Source organism: Cupriavidus sp. 291-E7 (assembly GCF_057798835.1).
Window position 1 is genome coordinate 77,490 of record NZ_JBYOJV010000013.1, and the last position, 15,906, is coordinate 93,395.

A 15,906-nucleotide genomic window follows, 5' to 3' on the forward strand; every position below is an offset into this window, starting at 1 on the left:
ATGCCCCGCTACGACGTTTGCCGCGCGCGACTCGTGCAGCGGGCCGGGTTCCTATACAATGCAGCCTTCCAATTGCGGCGCGGCGCCCAGAAAAGGCGACGCACCCTCGTTCTTCTACAATCCGTTGTGCTGTTCGGCCGATGCCGGACTATCCGCGCGCCTTCCGGCCATGACCACCAGGTCTGGCAGAAGCTGCCCCGCAGGACAGTTCGCCGGCCCCTGGAGAGATTCATGCATCCGATGCTAAATATCGCCGTCAAGGCGGCCCGCAAGGCGGGTTCCATCATCAACCGCGCGTCGATCGACGTCGACCTGGTACGCGTTTCGCGCAAACAGCACAACGATTTCGTGACCGAAGTCGATCGCGCTGCCGAAGCAGCCATCATCGAGGTCATCCGCACCGCCTACCCCGAGCACGCCATTCTAGCGGAAGAGTCCGGCCAGTCCTGGGCCGAGGGCGACGACCAGCACGAATTCACCTGGGTGATCGATCCGCTGGACGGCACCACCAACTTCATCCACGGCTTTCCGCAGTACGCAGTGTCGATCGGCCTGCTGCACAAGGGCGTGCCTTCCCAGGCCGTGGTCTACGATCCCACGCGCGACGAACTGTTCACCGCCAGCAAGGGCGCCGGCGCCTTCCTGAACAACCGCCGCATCCGCGTCACGCGCCGCGACAAGCTGGCAGACTGCCTGATCGGCACGGGCTTCCCGTTCCGCGATCTGGAAGGCGTGGACGAATACCTGGAGATGTTCGCGCTGATGACGCGCAGCTGCGCGGGCCTGCGCCGCCCGGGCGCTGCCGCGCTGGACCTGGCCTATGTGGCCTGCGGCCGCCTGGACGGTTTCTTCGAGCGCGGCCTGAAGCCGTGGGACATGGCCGCCGGCATGCTGCTGATCACCGAAGCGGGTGGTCTGGTGGGCAACTACAACGGCGAATCGCGCCAGATGGAACAGGGCGAGGTGCTGGCCGGTAATCCGAAGGTCTTCGCACAGATGGTTCGACTGCTGGCGCCGTTCTCGCTGGACAACATCAAGCCGGCACTCAAGGCACTGAAGGCAATCGAGGAATAACTCGCGCGGCAGCCTAGCTGCTGGTATCGAGTACGCACGAAAGGGGCAGGTACATGGCGGTGATGCCGCCGGTTCCGCCCCGCACCGTGCAGTCCCAACTGCCGTCCGCCAGGCGGCCCACGGTCAGGCGCGTGCCCTTGACCATCGTATGCACGTCGCCGTCGAGCGTGACGACGATGCTGCCTGACCCGTCCGCGTTGAACACGAAGGTATTGGCGGTAGTGGTAAGCGACGACTTCACGTATCCCAACGAATCGGCGGGATTCGGAAATACGCGCACGCCGGCGTTCAGGCGTTCCTCCACGGGAATCTTGTAGGCCGATGCTTCCCAGAAAGCCCGGCCGATCTGCGCCTTCGCAACAAAAACCTGATAGGTGGGAATGGCGATCGCGGCAAGAATGCCCACGATCGCCACCACGATCATCAGCTCGATCAGCGTGAATCCGCGGTGTGGCGCGGGCCTCCAGGCCACGCCCCACACCGGAATCACGCTGACGGCCCTCCCCGGCCATCTTCCCGCCCTTGCTTTTTTCATTTGCGACCTGTCCTGTTACCGGCCTCTTCGTGCCGCTACGCACGGTTATATCCAAGGATCATGCCAGGCCCGATCGCCCCCATATCTGACACTTTTTGTCGGAAACATCTGGTTACAGACGGCTGTGGCTGACAAATATGCAGCGGCGCTCCGGGGCAACTGACAAATCTCGTCGATTTCGCGCCTGCCCGCTCAAAATGCGGCGTTGCTTGCCGATTACAGCGCAACGTCCAAAGTTATTCTTGCGTTACATGCCGCCGCACGCGGCCTGGCTCCCCGCTCCCGCGTCCCTGCAATTTTTGAGATTCCACCCCAAGACATCCCAGTCGCCCCCAGCTAGATTTGCTGACTGCACATAACTGCTGGAGATCGCATGGAAGCACCCGGACCTCAAATATGCTGGCGCCTCCCCGCGCGGGGCCCTTCACACCACGGCTCCTGTCCGTTCCAGCGCTCAAAGTGCGGCGCACCGGACGGGAAGCCAGCAGTGCATCGCGGAATCGGATGAAAATCCGGTCCGGCAGCGGACCACTGGATGGGCAGGCAGTAAAATGCCGCTTTGCGCCGCGGCCCGCTTGAGGCCAGTCACGTCGGCAAGTCACCGACCACTCGCCACGCCCGCGGCAATCGATACACCGGCGGCCCCTTTCACCGGGCCGCCCGAGAGGAATGCATGTCCGCAGAAGCCTTTTCCAACCAAGCCGAATCCACGCGACCGGACGCACCCGTAGCCGCAGGTGAGATCCAGGAGGCCCGCGACGATACCGTGTCCGCCGAAGCCCTGGCCGCCGCCGAAGGCACGCGCCCGCGCAGCGGCAAAGCCGACAAGTCGGACAAGGCCGAGAAATCCGAAAAGCACACGCCCATGATGCTGCAGTATTTGCGGCTAAAGGCGGACCATCCGGACACCCTGCTGTTCTACCGGATGGGCGACTTCTACGAACTGTTCCACGATGACGCGGAAAAGGCAGCCCGCCTGCTCGACATCACGCTGACGTCGCGCGGCCAGTCCGGCGGCGTGCCGATCCGCATGGCCGGTATCCCGTTCCATTCGGTGGACCAGTATCTGGCGCGCCTGGTCAAGCTCGGCGAATCCGTGGCGATCTGCGAACAGATCGGCGATCCGGCCACGAGCAAGGGGCCGGTCGAACGCAAGGTCGTGCGCATCGTCACGCCGGGCACGTTGACCGATGCGGCGCTGCTGCCCGACAAGGTCGACAGCTACCTGATGGCCGTGCACCAGCAGACCACACGCCGCGGCATCAGCAAGACCGGCATGGCGTGGCTGAACCTGGCTAGCGGAGAACTGCGTCTGATGGAATGCGACGCGGCGCAGCTTTCGCGCGAACTGGAACGCATCCGGCCAGCGGAACTGCTCTATGCGGACGGCATGGACCTGCCGGCGCCGACCTGCGCCCGCACGCGCCTGCCCGAGTGGCACTTCGATCAGGAGGCCGGCACACGCCGCCTGCGCGAACAGATCGGCGTCGCCAGCCTGGAGCCGTTTGGCTGCGCCGGGCTTGGTGCGGCCCTCGGCGCGGCGGGCGCGCTGCTCAACTATGCCGCTACGACGCAGGGGCAGTCACTGCGCCACGTGCAGGGCGTGACCGTCGAGCGCGAGTCCGAATTCGTCGGCCTGGATACGGCCACGCGACGAAATCTCGAACTGACCGAAACCCTCCGCGGCGGCGAATCACCGACGCTGTTCTCGCTGCTCGATACCTGTTCGACCACGATGGGTAGCCGCGCACTGCGCCACTGGCTCCACCATCCGCTGCGCGACCCGGCCTTGCCGCGCGCACGCCAGCAGGCCATTGGCGTGCTCATCGCGCAGGACCCGGACACGGTGCGCGCGGCGCTGCGCAAGCTGTGCGACGTCGAACGCGTTACCGCACGCCTGGCGCTGTTGTCGGCGCGACCGCGCGACCTGTCTTCGTTGCGCGACACGCTGAAGACTCTTCCGTCGGTACAGGCAAGCGTCAGCGCCGCGCATGAGTCGCCGCTGCTCGCGCAGACGATGGACGAACTCGAAGTCCCCGTGGAGTGCCTGTCGCTGCTGATCCGCGCCGTGGCGGAAGAGCCGTCGACGGTGATCCGCGACGGCGGCGTGATCGCACCGGGCTACGACGCCGACCTCGACGAACTGCGCGATATTTCCGAAAACTGCGGCCAGTTCCTGATCGAACTGGAAACGCGGGAGCGCGCACGCACCGGCATCAGCAACCTGCGCGTCGAGTACAACCGCGTGCACGGCTTCTATATCGAAGTGACCAACGGGCAGGCCGACAAGGTGCCCGACGACTATCGGCGCCGTCAGACACTCAAGAACGCCGAGCGCTACATCACGCCCGAGCTGAAAGCGTTCGAGGACAAAGCCCTGTCCGCCCAGGATCGCGCACTGGCGCGCGAGAAGCAGCTCTACGAGGCATTGCTCCAGGCGCTGCTGCCCCATATCGGCAACCTGCAGCGCGTGGCGGCGGCCCTCGCCCGGCTGGACGTGCTGGCCACACTGGCCGAGCGCGCACGAACGCTCGACTGGAGCCAGCCGGAGCGCGTTTCCGAGAATGTCATCGACATCACGCAGGGACGCCATCCGGTCGTGGAAGGACAGTTGGCCGCGGAATCGGTGGCATTCATCGCCAACGACTGCCAATTGAATGAAGCGCGCAAGCTGCTGCTGATCACCGGCCCGAACATGGGCGGTAAGTCGACGTTCATGCGCCAGACGGCACTGATTGTGTTGCTGGCCTGCGTGGGCGCATGGGTGCCGGCGCAAGGTGCGGTGATCGGACCGATCGATCGCATCTTCACGCGGATTGGCGCAGCCGACGACCTGGCTGGCGGACGTTCCACGTTCATGGTGGAAATGACCGAGGCCGCCGCCATCCTGCACAACGCCACGCCGTCGAGCCTGGTGCTGATGGACGAAATCGGCCGTGGCACGTCAACGTTCGACGGCCTGGCGCTGGCATGGGCGATTGCGCGCCACCTGCTCTCGCACAATCGCAGCCACGCGCTGTTCGCCACGCACTACTTCGAGCTGACGCAACTGCCGCAGGAATTCTCGCAGGCCGCGAACGTCCACCTGTCCGCTGTGGAACACGGCGACGGCATCGTGTTCCTGCATGCGGTGCAGGATGGCCCGGCAAGCCAGAGCTACGGCCTGCAGGTGGCACAACTGGCAGGCGTGCCGCAGCCCGTGATTCGGGCCGCGCGCAAGCACCTGGCCTGGCTGGAGCAACAGTCGGCGGATGCCACGCCTACCCCGCAGCTGGACCTGTTCGCAGCCCCGGCCACCCCGCAGGACGACGATGCGTTGGACGTGATCGATGGCATGTCTGCCGATCTTTCCGCCGAACAGGCTGCCGCGCTTGAGGCGCTGGCCGATATCGATCCGGACAGCATGTCGCCGCGTGATGCGCTGGAAGCGCTGTACCGGCTCAAGGCACTGGCGGAACCGACGCGCAAGGCATGATGGCACCGCACCGCTCGGGACGCGCGGCCATCATGCTGGCCGCCCTGGTGTACGCCGCCGGCTTCCTGGCGTCGCACACCGCCCATGCGGCGCGCGCCAGCAAGGTATCGCCACCGGCGGCGCCAACGGTGCAACTGACGCGCATCGCACTGGTCGCCGATGTGCCACAGTGGCCGACGGCGGAGGCCGACACGACGGCGCTGTTCGACCAGATGAGCGCGCGTCAGGCGTCGCTGATCATTCACGCGGGCGGCATCAAGGGTGACACGGAGTCGTGCGGAGACGCCGTGCTGGGCGCGCGCCTGCGCGTGCTCGACGACTCGCCCGCACCGCTGCTCTACGTACCTGGCGAGACGGACTGGGCGGAATGCCACAAGCCGGTCAATGGACAGTTCGATGCCGTGGAACGGCTCAACCGGTTGCGCGAGCTGTTCTTTCCAGTCGATGCCACGCTGGGCCGGCGCACGATTCCGCTGGTACGTCAGTCAGACCAGGCCATGTTCCGGAGCTTTCGGGAAAACGTTCGCCTGGTGGCCGGCAATGTGATGATCGTCGGCCTGAACCTGCCCGGCGACAACAATCACTATCGCAGCGAGGGGGGGCGTAACGGCGAGTTCGAGGACCGCCGCGAAGCCAACCGGCAGTGGCTGGGCCGCGCGTTCTCGGTAGCCGAACAGCGCGACCTGCCGGGGATTCTTATCGTGGTGCACGCCGATCCGCAGTTTGGCAATGGCTGGGAAAAGCGCGGCAAGCCGTCACTGCTCGATGGCTTTCTGCGACGCGGCACCCGCGATGGCTATCTTGAATTCAAGCGACAACTGCGGGACCTGAGCGCGAAGTATCCGGGCCAGGTGTTGCTCGTGCATGCCAGCGACAGCGGCTTCAGCGTCGACAGGCCGCTGCGCGACGCGGGCGGCAAGGTGGTGGGCAACTTTACGCGCGTGGCACTGCCGATCGGCAATCCTTCGCACTGGGTCGAACTGACCATCACGCCCGGCACGCGCTCGGTCTTCCAGGTGGAAATGCAGGACGGACCGAAAACCAACTGACCGCTGGAACATGCCGGCCGACGGAACTTGATGCACATCACGTGCGGGGCGTTGCGCCCAAAATAAAAAAGCCGGCGGATGCCGGCTTTTTCATGTTCGCGATGACCTGTCGCGTATCGCTCGATTGGCTAGAGGATATCGGCTTAGTGCAGCGTGCGCGGGCTGTCGCCTTGGCTGCCTTCGTCCTCGTCTTCGTCGACGACTTCGATGCCCGATGCGCCATGCGCGTGACCGTGTTCCACTTCTTCGGTCGTGGCTTCGCGGACTTCGGAAACCTGGAGCCAGAAGCGCAGTGCCATGCCGGCCAGCGGGTGATTGCCGTCGAGCACCACCTTGTCTTCGGCGACGTCGGTCACCGTGTAGATGATGGAATCCTCGTCGTCGCCGTCCTCGGGCACGCCCTCGAACTGCATGCCGACTTCCAGCGGCTCCGGAAAGCGGTCGCGCGGCTCAACCTTCACCAGTTCGGCATCGTAGTCGCCGAACGCTTCGTCGGGTTCCAGCTGCAGCTGGGTCTCGAAGCCGGCATCGTGACCTTCCAGCGCTTCCTCGATCTTGGGGAACGTGCCATCATACCCGCCGTGCAAATAGACCATCGGCTCATCGGATTCCTCGATGAGATTGCCCTGCGCGTCCGACAGCTTGTACACAACGGACACCACCGTGTTCTTAGCGATTTTCAATTCTTGACTCCATGAGCGATTCCGCATTATACGCGCAGGCCCTGCCCGCGGGCCCCATTGATCCCGATGCACCGCTCACGCTGCTCGGGGGGATGACGCCCGCGGCATTCATGCGTGACGTCTGGCACCGCAAACCGATGCTGATTCGACAGGCAGTGCCCGGAATCGTGCCCCCTGTGTCGCGCGAAGCGCTTTTCGAACTGGCCGACCGCGACGACGTAGAGTCGCGCCTGGTGTCGTACTTTCGCAACCGCTGGAAGCTCGAGCACGGTCCTTTTGCCGAAGACAATCTGCCGTCACGCAAGACTGGCAAGTGGACGCTGCTGGTGCAAGGCGTGAACCTGCACGACCAGGCAGCCGCCGAGCTGATGAGCCAGTTCCGCTTCGTGCCGGACGCACGCCTGGACGATGTCATGATCAGCTATGCCACCGACGGCGGTGGCGTGGGGCCGCACTTCGATTCGTACGACGTGTTCCTGCTGCAAGTATCGGGCCGACGCCACTGGCGAATTTCGTCGCAGACCAAGCTCGACCTGATTCCCGACATGCCGCTCAAGATCCTGTCCGATTTCAGCGCCGAACAGGAGTGGGTGCTCGAGCCGGGCGACATGCTCTACCTGCCGCCGCAGTACGCGCACGATGGCGTTGCCGAAGGCGAATGCATGACCGTCTCCATCGGGTTCCGTGCGCCGGCGTATCGCGAGCTTGCGGGCCATTTCCTGGCGTGGCTGTCCGAAACCGTGGAAGGCAACGAGGACCTGGACGGTCGCTATGCCGATGCAGGCGAGGCCGCCACGGCAACGCCCGCGCAACTGCCGGCCGGCCTGGCGAAGAACGTGGCCGACCGTCTGCAGGCTCTCAAATGGAACGCGGGCATGGTGTCCGAATTCCTGGGATCGTACCTGTCGGAACCCAAGCAATCGGTGCAGTTTGACGAAGTCGCGGAAATCAGCCTGAAGCAATACACGAAGCTGGCCAAGACGCATGGCGTGGTACTTGCTCCCGCCTCCATCGCGCTCTACGACCGCACGCACTTCTTCCTGAACGGTGAAGCCTACGAGCCACCGCCACCGCTGGCGAAATGGCTGCGACGGCTCGCGGATCACCGCCAACTGGCGGCCGAAGATGTGGCCGCGTGCGCGGCGCTTCCCGATCTCATGGACACATTCCATGACTGGACGATGGAAGGTTGGCTGCAGATTGCGCCCGCACGCGTGTAATTTTACGTAACAGAATGAACCGGCATATTTCGCCTATACACAAGGCGGGAAAACGCGGATATAATCGCCCGCTGGCTAGTACTGTGGACCACTGCACTGTCGGCACCCGGGAGAGCCTCATATTTGCAGTACAAGAGCGATAATTACCGGTAATTATTCATCGCCTGTTTTCGTTTTATTAAAAGTTAAAGGACGAACAATGAAGAAGTCTCTCCTGATCGCATCCCTGCTGGCTGCTGTTGCTCTGGCCGCTTGCGGCAAGAAAGAAGAAGCTGCTGCCCCCGCAGCTGACACCGCTGCTTCGGCTCCGGCCGCTGCTGCTCCTGCTGCTGAAGCTTCGGCTCCCGCAGCTGCTGCTCCGGCTGCTGACGCTTCGGCCCCGGCTGCCGACGCTTCGGCTCCGGCTGCTGACGCTTCGGCTCCGGCTGCCAAGCAGTAATCGGATTCTTCCGATACAAAAAGCCGACCTTCGGGTCGGCTTTTTGTTTGGGCGATTATCTGGCGCTCCCCTCATTAGGGGCAACGACATGCCGCGCCGATTATGCCCGCACTCCCTGCCATCCCAGCCCCTCTTCCTGATCAGCTATCAGGATCGCATCCGGCAGAACGCCTAGCACTGTAGCAAGCGCCGCTGCCGCGAGTTCACGGGTGTTGTTCTGCTTGCTCAGATGAGCCGCGACGACGCACGACAAGTCCGAGTGGGTCACCTGCGACAGAATGCTGGCCGCGATATCGTTGGCCAGATGGCCGAAATCGCCGCCGATACGCCGCTTCAACGACCACGGATAAGGGGAATTGTTCAGCATCTCCCGATCGTGGTTGCATTCCAGCACCAGTGCATGCACGCCGGCCAACCGCGCCGTGACGTAAGGCGTTTCCATGCCCGCATCGGTCAGCACGCCCAGCCTGGCATCGCCATCGGTCAACACAAACTGCAACGGCTCCCGCGCATCATGCGGCACCGTGTAGGGATGAATCTGCAGGCCCCCGACCGAAAACACATGATCGGCGCAACATACGCGCACATCGGCCTGGTCTGCCCCGCGCATATGCGACGTTGCCAGCCACGTACCGTGACTCGTATGGACGGGCAGCTTGTGGCGCGCGGCAAACGCGTATGCCGATCCCACATGGTCGCCATGCTCATGCGTGACAAGTAGCGCGTCCAGTTGATCGGGCGACACGCCCAGCCGCTCCAGCCGCCGCGCCGTTTCCTTGATGCCAAATCCGCAATCAAGCAACACGCGCGTGACGGATACGCCGTCGCCAGCCTCTATCAGCAGCGAGTTACCCTCGCTGCCGCTCCCCAAAAAAGCAAAGCGCATCATCGATGCGCTCGCCTGGGAAGATGCCCGGCGGCGGGCGCCGCCGGCATCGATGTACGACAGAAAACGAACATCAGTGCAGCTGTTCGTCGAGCAGCGACAGGATGCGCTTGCTGACGTCGGTGTTCTCCGGCTGGCCGGCATCGTTCTGCACGGTGACCGTGGTGCCCGAGCCGCTACCCTTCAGCGACACGCGATACTTCTTGGCGGTCTTGCCGTCGTTGGCCTTGGTGAAGAGCTTCGAGAAGAAGCCACGGTCATCCACGGCTTGCTTCGGATCCACATAACGCACGTAGTACAGACCTTGCGCGCGGTCGCGGTCTTCCACGGTGAAGTTCACGCGGTCCAGCGACAGGCCAACCGAACGCCATGCGCGATCGAACGGCTCCGGCAGCTGCAGGGCCGGCGCGCCATTGACCTGGCCCAGGAAGGATTTGGTTTCGGCATCGGTAGTGGCGCCAGTCGCTGCCGTGGCACCGATACCTGTCGCGCTAGCCGAGGCCGAAGGCGCTGCTGCTGCGGCAGCCGCCGCGGCATTGCCCACCGGCGTCGGGTTCTTGGCCATCTGGTTGGCCTGGTCCTTCTGCACACCCAGGCGCTGTGCCAGGCGGGAGAGGAACTCGGCTTCCAGTTCCGGATCGGCCGGACGCGGCGTCCAGACCGTCGTCGACTTGTCCACGCCCGTCAGCTGCTCTTGCGCGCCACGGTGGCTGATGAACACTTCGAGCTGGCCGTTCTGGGCGCGCTCCACGCGCGTACGGAACTTGTCGCGCTCGGAGGTCGAGTACAGACCGTCGAACACCTTGCCAATCGTGTTGCGGATGATGTCCTGCGGAATCTTGGCGCGATTCTCAGCCCAGTCCGTTTCCATGATGCCGGTCTGCGGCGAATCCTGCGTCAGCAGGAAACCGTTTTCCTGCCAGAAGCCGCGCAGCGACTCCCACAGCTGGTCGGCACGCATGCCATTGCTGATCACGAGCCAGCGCTGGTTGCCATCACGCTCCATGCGGATGCCCTGCGAGGACGGCAGCACGTTGGTAGCCGGCTCGGCTTCGCGGGTCTTGGTCGCCTGCTGGTAGTTCGACAGCGTGGACGTGCCGGCGGCATCGGGCACGGTGTAGCGACGGTCGCCTTCGAGCTTGGTCAGGTCCGGCGGAATGTCCAGCGACGCGGTCTTCTTGCCCTGGGACTTGTAGTCGATCTTGTCGGGCTGCATGGCCTCGTTGATGCTGCTGCAGCCGGCAATCAGCGTCAGCGCCAGCATGGGCGCAACCACTGCGACACGGCGAACCTGCGTCGCGCCGCGACGGTTAAGCTTCTGTTTCATTGACACGTAATCCTGGTTTCAAGAATTGGCGAATAGCCAAACGTTCAGCCGGCGAATCTCAGCCCAGCAGGCCGGCCGCTGCCAGCGCGCGGCGCACGGTTTCATGCTGGCCTTCCGCCAGCGGGGTCAGCGGCAGGCGGATACCGCCTCCCATCTTGCCCATTTGCTGAAGCGCCCACTTCACCGGAATCGGGTTGGCCTCGACAAACATCGCACGGTTGAGGTCGATCAACTCCATGTGAAGACGGCGGGCCGTCATCACATCGCCCTTCAGGGCGGCGACGCACATCTCGTGCATCTTGCGCGGCGCCACGTTGGCGGTCACCGAGATATTGCCCTTGCCGCCCAGCAGGATCAGCGCCACGGCCGTGGGGTCGTCACCGCTGTAGATGGCAAAGCTATCGGGCGCATCCTTGATCAGTTGCGCTGCACGGTCGATATTGCCCGTGGCTTCCTTGACACCCACGATGCCCGGCACCTGCGCCAGGCGCAGGATCGTCTCGTTGTTCATGTCCGCCACGGTGCGGCCCGGCACATTGTAGAGCAGCACCGGAAGTTCCACGGCTTCCGCGATGGTGCGGAAATGGCGGTACATGCCTTCCTGGGTCGGCTTGTTGTAGTACGGCACGACCTGCAGCGACGCATCGGCACCCACCTTCTTCGCAAAGGCGGTCAGTTCGATGGCTTCGCGGGTGGAATTGCCGCCGGTACCGGCGATGATGGGCACCCGGCCGGCCGATTGCTCGACGGCTACGCGAATCAGTTCGCAGTGCTCTTCGACGTTGACCGTCGGCGACTCACCCGTGGTGCCCACGATCACGATGCCATCGGTGCCTTCCGCCGCGTGCCAGTCAATGAGGTTGCGCAGTGCCGGGTAATCCAGGCTGCCATCCTCATGCATCGGGGTGACGATGGCCACGATGCTGCCGGTAATCTGTGTCATATCTCAGGGAATTCGGGAAATTCGAACAACCGGGATTGTACCGGAACCGTCAGGGGCTCCGGACCCCCTATCTATGAGGGAAAACGTTAACGGGCGTAACGTGTGCCGGGGCCGCCTCGCTGACAGCCCCGCAGGCCCATTCGCTGCGCCTCCGACACCTCAGGCGGGCAGCCGGTAACGCGGCGGCGGACCATCCGAACCCGCTTGCGGTGCCTCGTGGACAGCACAAATGCGCTGCACGAACGCCGGACGTGGACTTTCCAGCGTGCCGTCCTCGTAACCCACCACGCGCAGCGTGCCGCGCGTCACTTCCAGCAATTCGCCGGGATGCAGCAGAAAATCGGGCCGGGAAGGCTTGCCGACGGTCTCGTTGCCCGCCGCAAAGGTTTCGTAGATCAGCACGCCGCCCGGCCCCAGCGCTTCCAGAAGATGCGGCCAGAGCGGACGGTGGAGGTAGTTGGTGACCACCACGGCATCGAACCGCCCCGCATCGGCCAGCGGCCAGCTGCCTTGCTCCAGGTCAGCCACACGGCCCACCACGCCCGCCGGCAGGCCGGCAATGGCTTCAGCGTCGCGGTCGACGCCCAGCACCGCAAACCCCTGCCCGGCCAGCCAGGCCGCATTGCGGCCGCTGCCGCAGGCAAGGTCAAGAACCCGGCCGCCAGGCCGGATCAGGTGCGCCCAGCGGGTCAGCCAGGTAGATGGCGCGGCAAGCGGAGGATGCGTCAAGGTCATGCGCGGCGAGTCGTCTGAAACGGGATAAAGGAAAAGGCAGGCAGCGGCCGGACTACTGCAGCACCATCAGCACCGGGCGCAGCATCAGTTCGACGATCGACAGCAGCACGGTCATCACCGGCTGCATCCAGATCCGCGTGATAACGCCAGCGGCAACCAGCGCCAGGACGATGAAGATGCCATACGGCTCGACCCGGCCCACTGCCTCGGCCATGCGGCGCGGCAGGAATGCCGTCAGCACGCGGCCACCGTCGAGCGGGGGGATTGGAAAAAGGTTGAAGGCGGCCACCACGGTATTGACCAGGACGCCAGCACGCGCCATCTGGCTCCAGAACGGCTCCTGCACCTGGGCGGCCGCCAGCCCGACGGCCACCAGCGCCCACAGGAACGCCTGCAAGATATTGCTGGCCGGGCCCGCCAGCGCCACCCACATGCCATGCCAGCGCGGGTTGCGCAGATGGCCGAATACCACCGGCACCGGCTTGGCAAAGCCGAACACGAACTGGCCCGCGGTCAGGAAATACAGCAGCAGCGGCACGGCCACGGTGCCGATCGGATCGATATGGCGCACCGGGTTCAGGCTGACGCGCCCAAGCAGCCAGGCTGTGTTGTCACCGAAATACTTCGCGACAAAACCGTGGGCGGCCTCGTGCAGCGTGATGGCGAACAGCACGGGCAGCGCATATACGGCGAAGGTCTGGACGATCGAGGAATCCATGCAAACTATTCTATCGGGCCGCCGGCATCAAAGGCTGTCCGGCATGTCCTTGGGTGTGCGGTATGTATCTAAAACTGCAGCCGAATCGAAACAGGCAGGCCAGATCAGACGGCGGCGGTCAGTCCGAAGCGCTCCAGGTCGCCACGGCCCGGACGAACCAGTTCCGGCTCGCCACCGGACAGGTCGATCACCGTGGTTGGCTGCGCCGGTGCGGGGCCGCCACAGATCACGAGGTCGAGCTGCTTTTCCAGCCGTGCGCGAATCTCGGAAGGCTCGTTCATCGGCGCCTCGTCATCCGGCAACTGCAGCGTGGCCGAAATCAGTGGCTGCCCCAACTCGGCCACCAGCGCCAGCGGAATCGCATGGTCGGGCACACGCACGCCAATGGTCTTGCGCGCGGGATGCGAAAGCCGCCGCGGCACTTCCTTGGTCGCTTCCAGGATAAAAACGTAGGGTCCCGGCGTGGCGCCCTTGATCCAGCGGTACTGGCGGTTATCGACCCGCGCGAAGTTGCCGAGTTCCGACAGGTCGCCGCACATCAGCGTCAGATGGTGTTTCTCGTCGATGCCACGCAAACGGCGCAGCCGTTCCACGGCGGACTTGTCGTCGAGCTGGCAGGCCAGTGCATAGCTGGAATCGGTGGGCAGCGCGATCAGGCCGCCCTTCTGCACGATCTGCGCGGCCTGCTTGATCAGCCGCGCCTGCGGGTTGTCGGGATGGATCTCGAAGTACTGGGACATGGCGGACGCGGATTGTCTGGGGCGATCAGCTTACCAGTCGTGCCAGACCGGTGTGACGTCCGATGGCAACGGCGGCAGCGTGCCGATCTCCACGCGGCCTTCGCCAGGACCGTGGAAATCCGATCCGCGCGATGCCAGCAGGCCATAGCGGCGCGCCACGTCGGCGTAGCGGCGAAACTGGTCGGGCGTGTGGCTGCCGGTCACAACCTCGACGGCCCGCCCGCCCAGTTGTGTGAAGTCGTCGAACAGCGCGTCGTGCTGGATGGGGGTGTAGTTGTAGCGCCCCGGATGCGCCATCACGGCGATTCCGCCAGCGCCACGAATCCAGCCCACGGCTTCCGCCAGAGACGACCAGCGGTGCGGCACGTAACCGGGCCGGCCTTCGGAAAGATATTCGCTGAAAACATCGCCGATGGTCTTGCAGCGGCCTTCGTCCACCAGCCAGCGCGCAAAGTGGGTGCGCGAAATCAGATCGGGATTGCCCACGTAGCGCAGCGCGCCTTCGTAAGCGCCGGTGATGCCGATCTTCTCCAGGGCCACGCCGATGTCCTGCGCGCGGCGGGCGCGGCCGTCGCGCGTTTTCGCCAGCCCGTCGATCAGGTCCGGGTTGAACGGATCGATCTGCAGGCCGACGATATGGACGGTCTGCCCGGCCCATGTCACCGAGATCTCGACACCGGGCACGTAACGCATGCCCATCGCCTCGGCGGCGGCACGGGCCTCGGCCTGGCCGCCAACCTCGTCATGATCGGTCAGGGCCCAGAACGCCACGCCACCGGCGTGCGCACGCGCGGCCACCTCGGTCGGCGACAGCATCCCGTCGGACACGGTGGAATGGCAGTGCAGATCGGCGTTGATGGCATGGGCGTTTTGCATGGGTGCCATTCTACTCCTGGCAGGGTTTTTTAGCCCTGCCGGCAGAGGTGGCGTGTCCGGATTGCGGTGCCACGCAAGGTATGATGGGGCCTGTTTCCACCGCAGTTTTCCGCCTTTTCCCATGTCCTCCACGCCCAGCTCCGCCGCCATACCAACCTCGGAAACCATCCAGACCGATGTGCTGATCGTCGGCGCCGGCCCCGTGGGGCTGTTCGCGGCGTTCCAGGCAGGCGTGCTGGGACTCAAATGCGAGCTGATCGACGTGCTCGATCGTGCCGGCGGCCAATGCACCGAGCTGTACCCCGAGAAGCCGATCTACGACATCCCCGCCGTGCCTGGCTGCCTGGCCCAGGAACTCGTGGATCGCCTGCTTGAGCAATGCGCGCCGTTCGCGTTTCCGATGCACTTTGGCCAGCGCGCCCAGTCCGTCAACGACGTCACCAGTGCCGACGGCCATCCGCGCGTGCTGGTGACCACCGACGGTGGCAAGCGGTTCGACGTGGCCGCCGTGCTGATTTGCGCCGGCGCTGGCGCCTTCGCCCCGCAGCGCGTGTCGCTGCCCGAGGCCGCCGCGCTGGAAGACCGCCACGTGCACTACGCCGTGCGCGACACGTCGCGCTTTGCCGGCAAGCGCGTGATCGTGGCAGGTGGCGGCGACTCGGCGCTGGACTGGGCATTGGCCCTGCGCAAAGTGGCGGCGCGCGTCACGCTGCTGCACCGGCGCGAGGGCTTTCGCGCGGCGGACCACACGGTGGGCGCCATGCGTGCGGCCGTGGACGCCGGTGAGATGGATTTCGTAGTCGGCATGCTCGGCAGCCTGCAGGCCGATGATTCGGGCGCCCTCACCCACGCCGGCATCAAGACACGCGACGGCGATCGTACGGTCGAGGCCGACGAGCTTGTGGCGCTGTACGGCCTGGTTTCGGAGCCGGGTCCGATTGCCCAGTGGGACCTGGACATGCGCGCGGGCCGCATCCAGATCGACGACACCACTACCTACGAGACATCGCGCCGAGGCATCTTCGCCGCCGGTGACATCGCGGTCTATCCCAACAAGCAGAAGCTGATTCTCTCCGGCTTCCACGAGGCCGCGCTGGCCCTGCGCAAGGCTTACCACTACGCATTCCCCGAAAAGGCGCTGGTACACGTGCACACCAGCAACAACGCCGCGCTGAAAGAAAAGCTCACGCACGCGTGAGCGTTGGC

At 64.7% G+C, this 15,906-nt stretch carries 15 protein-coding genes; 6 read left to right on the top strand and 9 right to left on the bottom strand.

Features of this window, described 5'->3' with window-relative positions; translation table 11 throughout:
- Positions 1-231: 231 nt before the first annotated feature.
- Complete coding sequence (locus tag AC3FLX_RS22105; protein ID WP_488699458.1) at positions 232-1,074, top strand: inositol monophosphatase family protein; 843 nt, start codon at positions 232-234, stop codon at positions 1,072-1,074.
- 13 nt (positions 1,075-1,087) lie between these two features.
- On the opposite strand, the gene AC3FLX_RS22110 is transcribed toward AC3FLX_RS22105, so the two are convergent.
- Positions 1,088-1,609, bottom strand: coding sequence for a pilin (locus AC3FLX_RS22110; protein WP_488699459.1), 522 nt, complete (start codon positions 1,607-1,609; stop codon positions 1,088-1,090).
- Positions 1,610-2,474: 865 nt separating this feature from the next.
- Between AC3FLX_RS22110 and mutS the strand changes: the two genes are divergently transcribed.
- Positions 2,475-5,084: a DNA mismatch repair protein MutS gene (mutS, locus tag AC3FLX_RS22115; protein WP_488699563.1), complete on the top strand. Its 2,610-nt coding sequence runs from the start codon at positions 2,475-2,477 to the stop codon at positions 5,082-5,084.
- A 32-nt stretch (positions 5,085-5,116) separates the two neighbouring features.
- Positions 5,117-6,133: a hypothetical protein gene (locus AC3FLX_RS22120; protein WP_488699564.1), complete on the top strand. Its 1,017-nt coding sequence runs from the start codon at positions 5,117-5,119 to the stop codon at positions 6,131-6,133.
- A 143-nt stretch (positions 6,134-6,276) separates the two neighbouring features.
- On the opposite strand, the gene AC3FLX_RS22125 is transcribed toward AC3FLX_RS22120, so the two are convergent.
- On the bottom strand, positions 6,277-6,816 hold the full coding sequence (locus tag AC3FLX_RS22125) for an FKBP-type peptidyl-prolyl cis-trans isomerase (RefSeq protein WP_488699460.1): 540 nt from the start codon (positions 6,814-6,816) through the stop codon (positions 6,277-6,279).
- 11 nt (positions 6,817-6,827) lie between these two features.
- Between AC3FLX_RS22125 and AC3FLX_RS22130 the strand changes: the two genes are divergently transcribed.
- The gene (locus AC3FLX_RS22130; protein WP_488699461.1) at positions 6,828-8,036 is read left to right on the top strand and encodes a JmjC domain-containing protein; all 1,209 of its coding nucleotides are present in this window, start codon (positions 6,828-6,830) and stop codon (positions 8,034-8,036) included.
- 199 nt (positions 8,037-8,235) lie between these two features.
- Positions 8,236-8,475, top strand: a complete 240-nt coding sequence (locus AC3FLX_RS22135) for a hypothetical protein (RefSeq protein ID WP_488699462.1) — start codon at positions 8,236-8,238, stop codon at positions 8,473-8,475.
- 100 nt (positions 8,476-8,575) lie between these two features.
- Here AC3FLX_RS22135 and AC3FLX_RS22140 read toward each other — a convergent pair whose 3' ends face one another.
- The 7 genes from AC3FLX_RS22140 to AC3FLX_RS22170 form a co-directional block, all read right to left on the bottom strand.
- Positions 8,576-9,364, bottom strand: a complete 789-nt coding sequence (locus AC3FLX_RS22140) for an MBL fold metallo-hydrolase (RefSeq protein WP_488699463.1) — start codon at positions 9,362-9,364, stop codon at positions 8,576-8,578.
- A 70-nt stretch (positions 9,365-9,434) separates the two neighbouring features.
- Positions 9,435-10,688: an NlpB/DapX family lipoprotein gene (gene bamC / locus AC3FLX_RS22145; RefSeq protein ID WP_488699464.1), complete on the bottom strand. Its 1,254-nt coding sequence runs from the start codon at positions 10,686-10,688 to the stop codon at positions 9,435-9,437.
- A 58-nt stretch (positions 10,689-10,746) separates the two neighbouring features.
- The gene (dapA, locus tag AC3FLX_RS22150) at positions 10,747-11,631 is read right to left on the bottom strand and encodes a 4-hydroxy-tetrahydrodipicolinate synthase (RefSeq protein ID WP_488699465.1); all 885 of its coding nucleotides are present in this window, start codon (positions 11,629-11,631) and stop codon (positions 10,747-10,749) included.
- Between the two features lie 159 nt (positions 11,632-11,790).
- The gene (locus AC3FLX_RS22155; RefSeq protein ID WP_488699466.1) at positions 11,791-12,366 is read right to left on the bottom strand and encodes a class I SAM-dependent methyltransferase; all 576 of its coding nucleotides are present in this window, start codon (positions 12,364-12,366) and stop codon (positions 11,791-11,793) included.
- Between the two features lie 52 nt (positions 12,367-12,418).
- The gene (locus AC3FLX_RS22160; protein ID WP_488699467.1) at positions 12,419-13,084 is read right to left on the bottom strand and encodes a site-2 protease family protein; all 666 of its coding nucleotides are present in this window, start codon (positions 13,082-13,084) and stop codon (positions 12,419-12,421) included.
- Positions 13,085-13,188: 104 nt separating this feature from the next.
- On the bottom strand, positions 13,189-13,824 hold the full coding sequence (locus AC3FLX_RS22165; RefSeq protein WP_488699468.1) for an L-threonylcarbamoyladenylate synthase: 636 nt from the start codon (positions 13,822-13,824) through the stop codon (positions 13,189-13,191).
- A 30-nt stretch (positions 13,825-13,854) separates the two neighbouring features.
- Entirely contained in the window at positions 13,855-14,700 is an 846-nt protein-coding gene (locus AC3FLX_RS22170) for a 3',5'-nucleoside bisphosphate phosphatase (protein ID WP_488699469.1), read from the bottom strand.
- 121 nt (positions 14,701-14,821) lie between these two features.
- Here AC3FLX_RS22170 and AC3FLX_RS22175 point away from each other — a divergent pair, with 121 nt between their 5' ends.
- Positions 14,822-15,898 carry an NAD(P)/FAD-dependent oxidoreductase gene (locus AC3FLX_RS22175; protein WP_488699470.1) on the top strand — a complete coding sequence of 359 codons (1,077 nt, stop codon included), beginning with the start codon at positions 14,822-14,824 and terminating at the stop codon, positions 15,896-15,898.
- Positions 15,899-15,906: the final 8 nt, after the last annotated feature.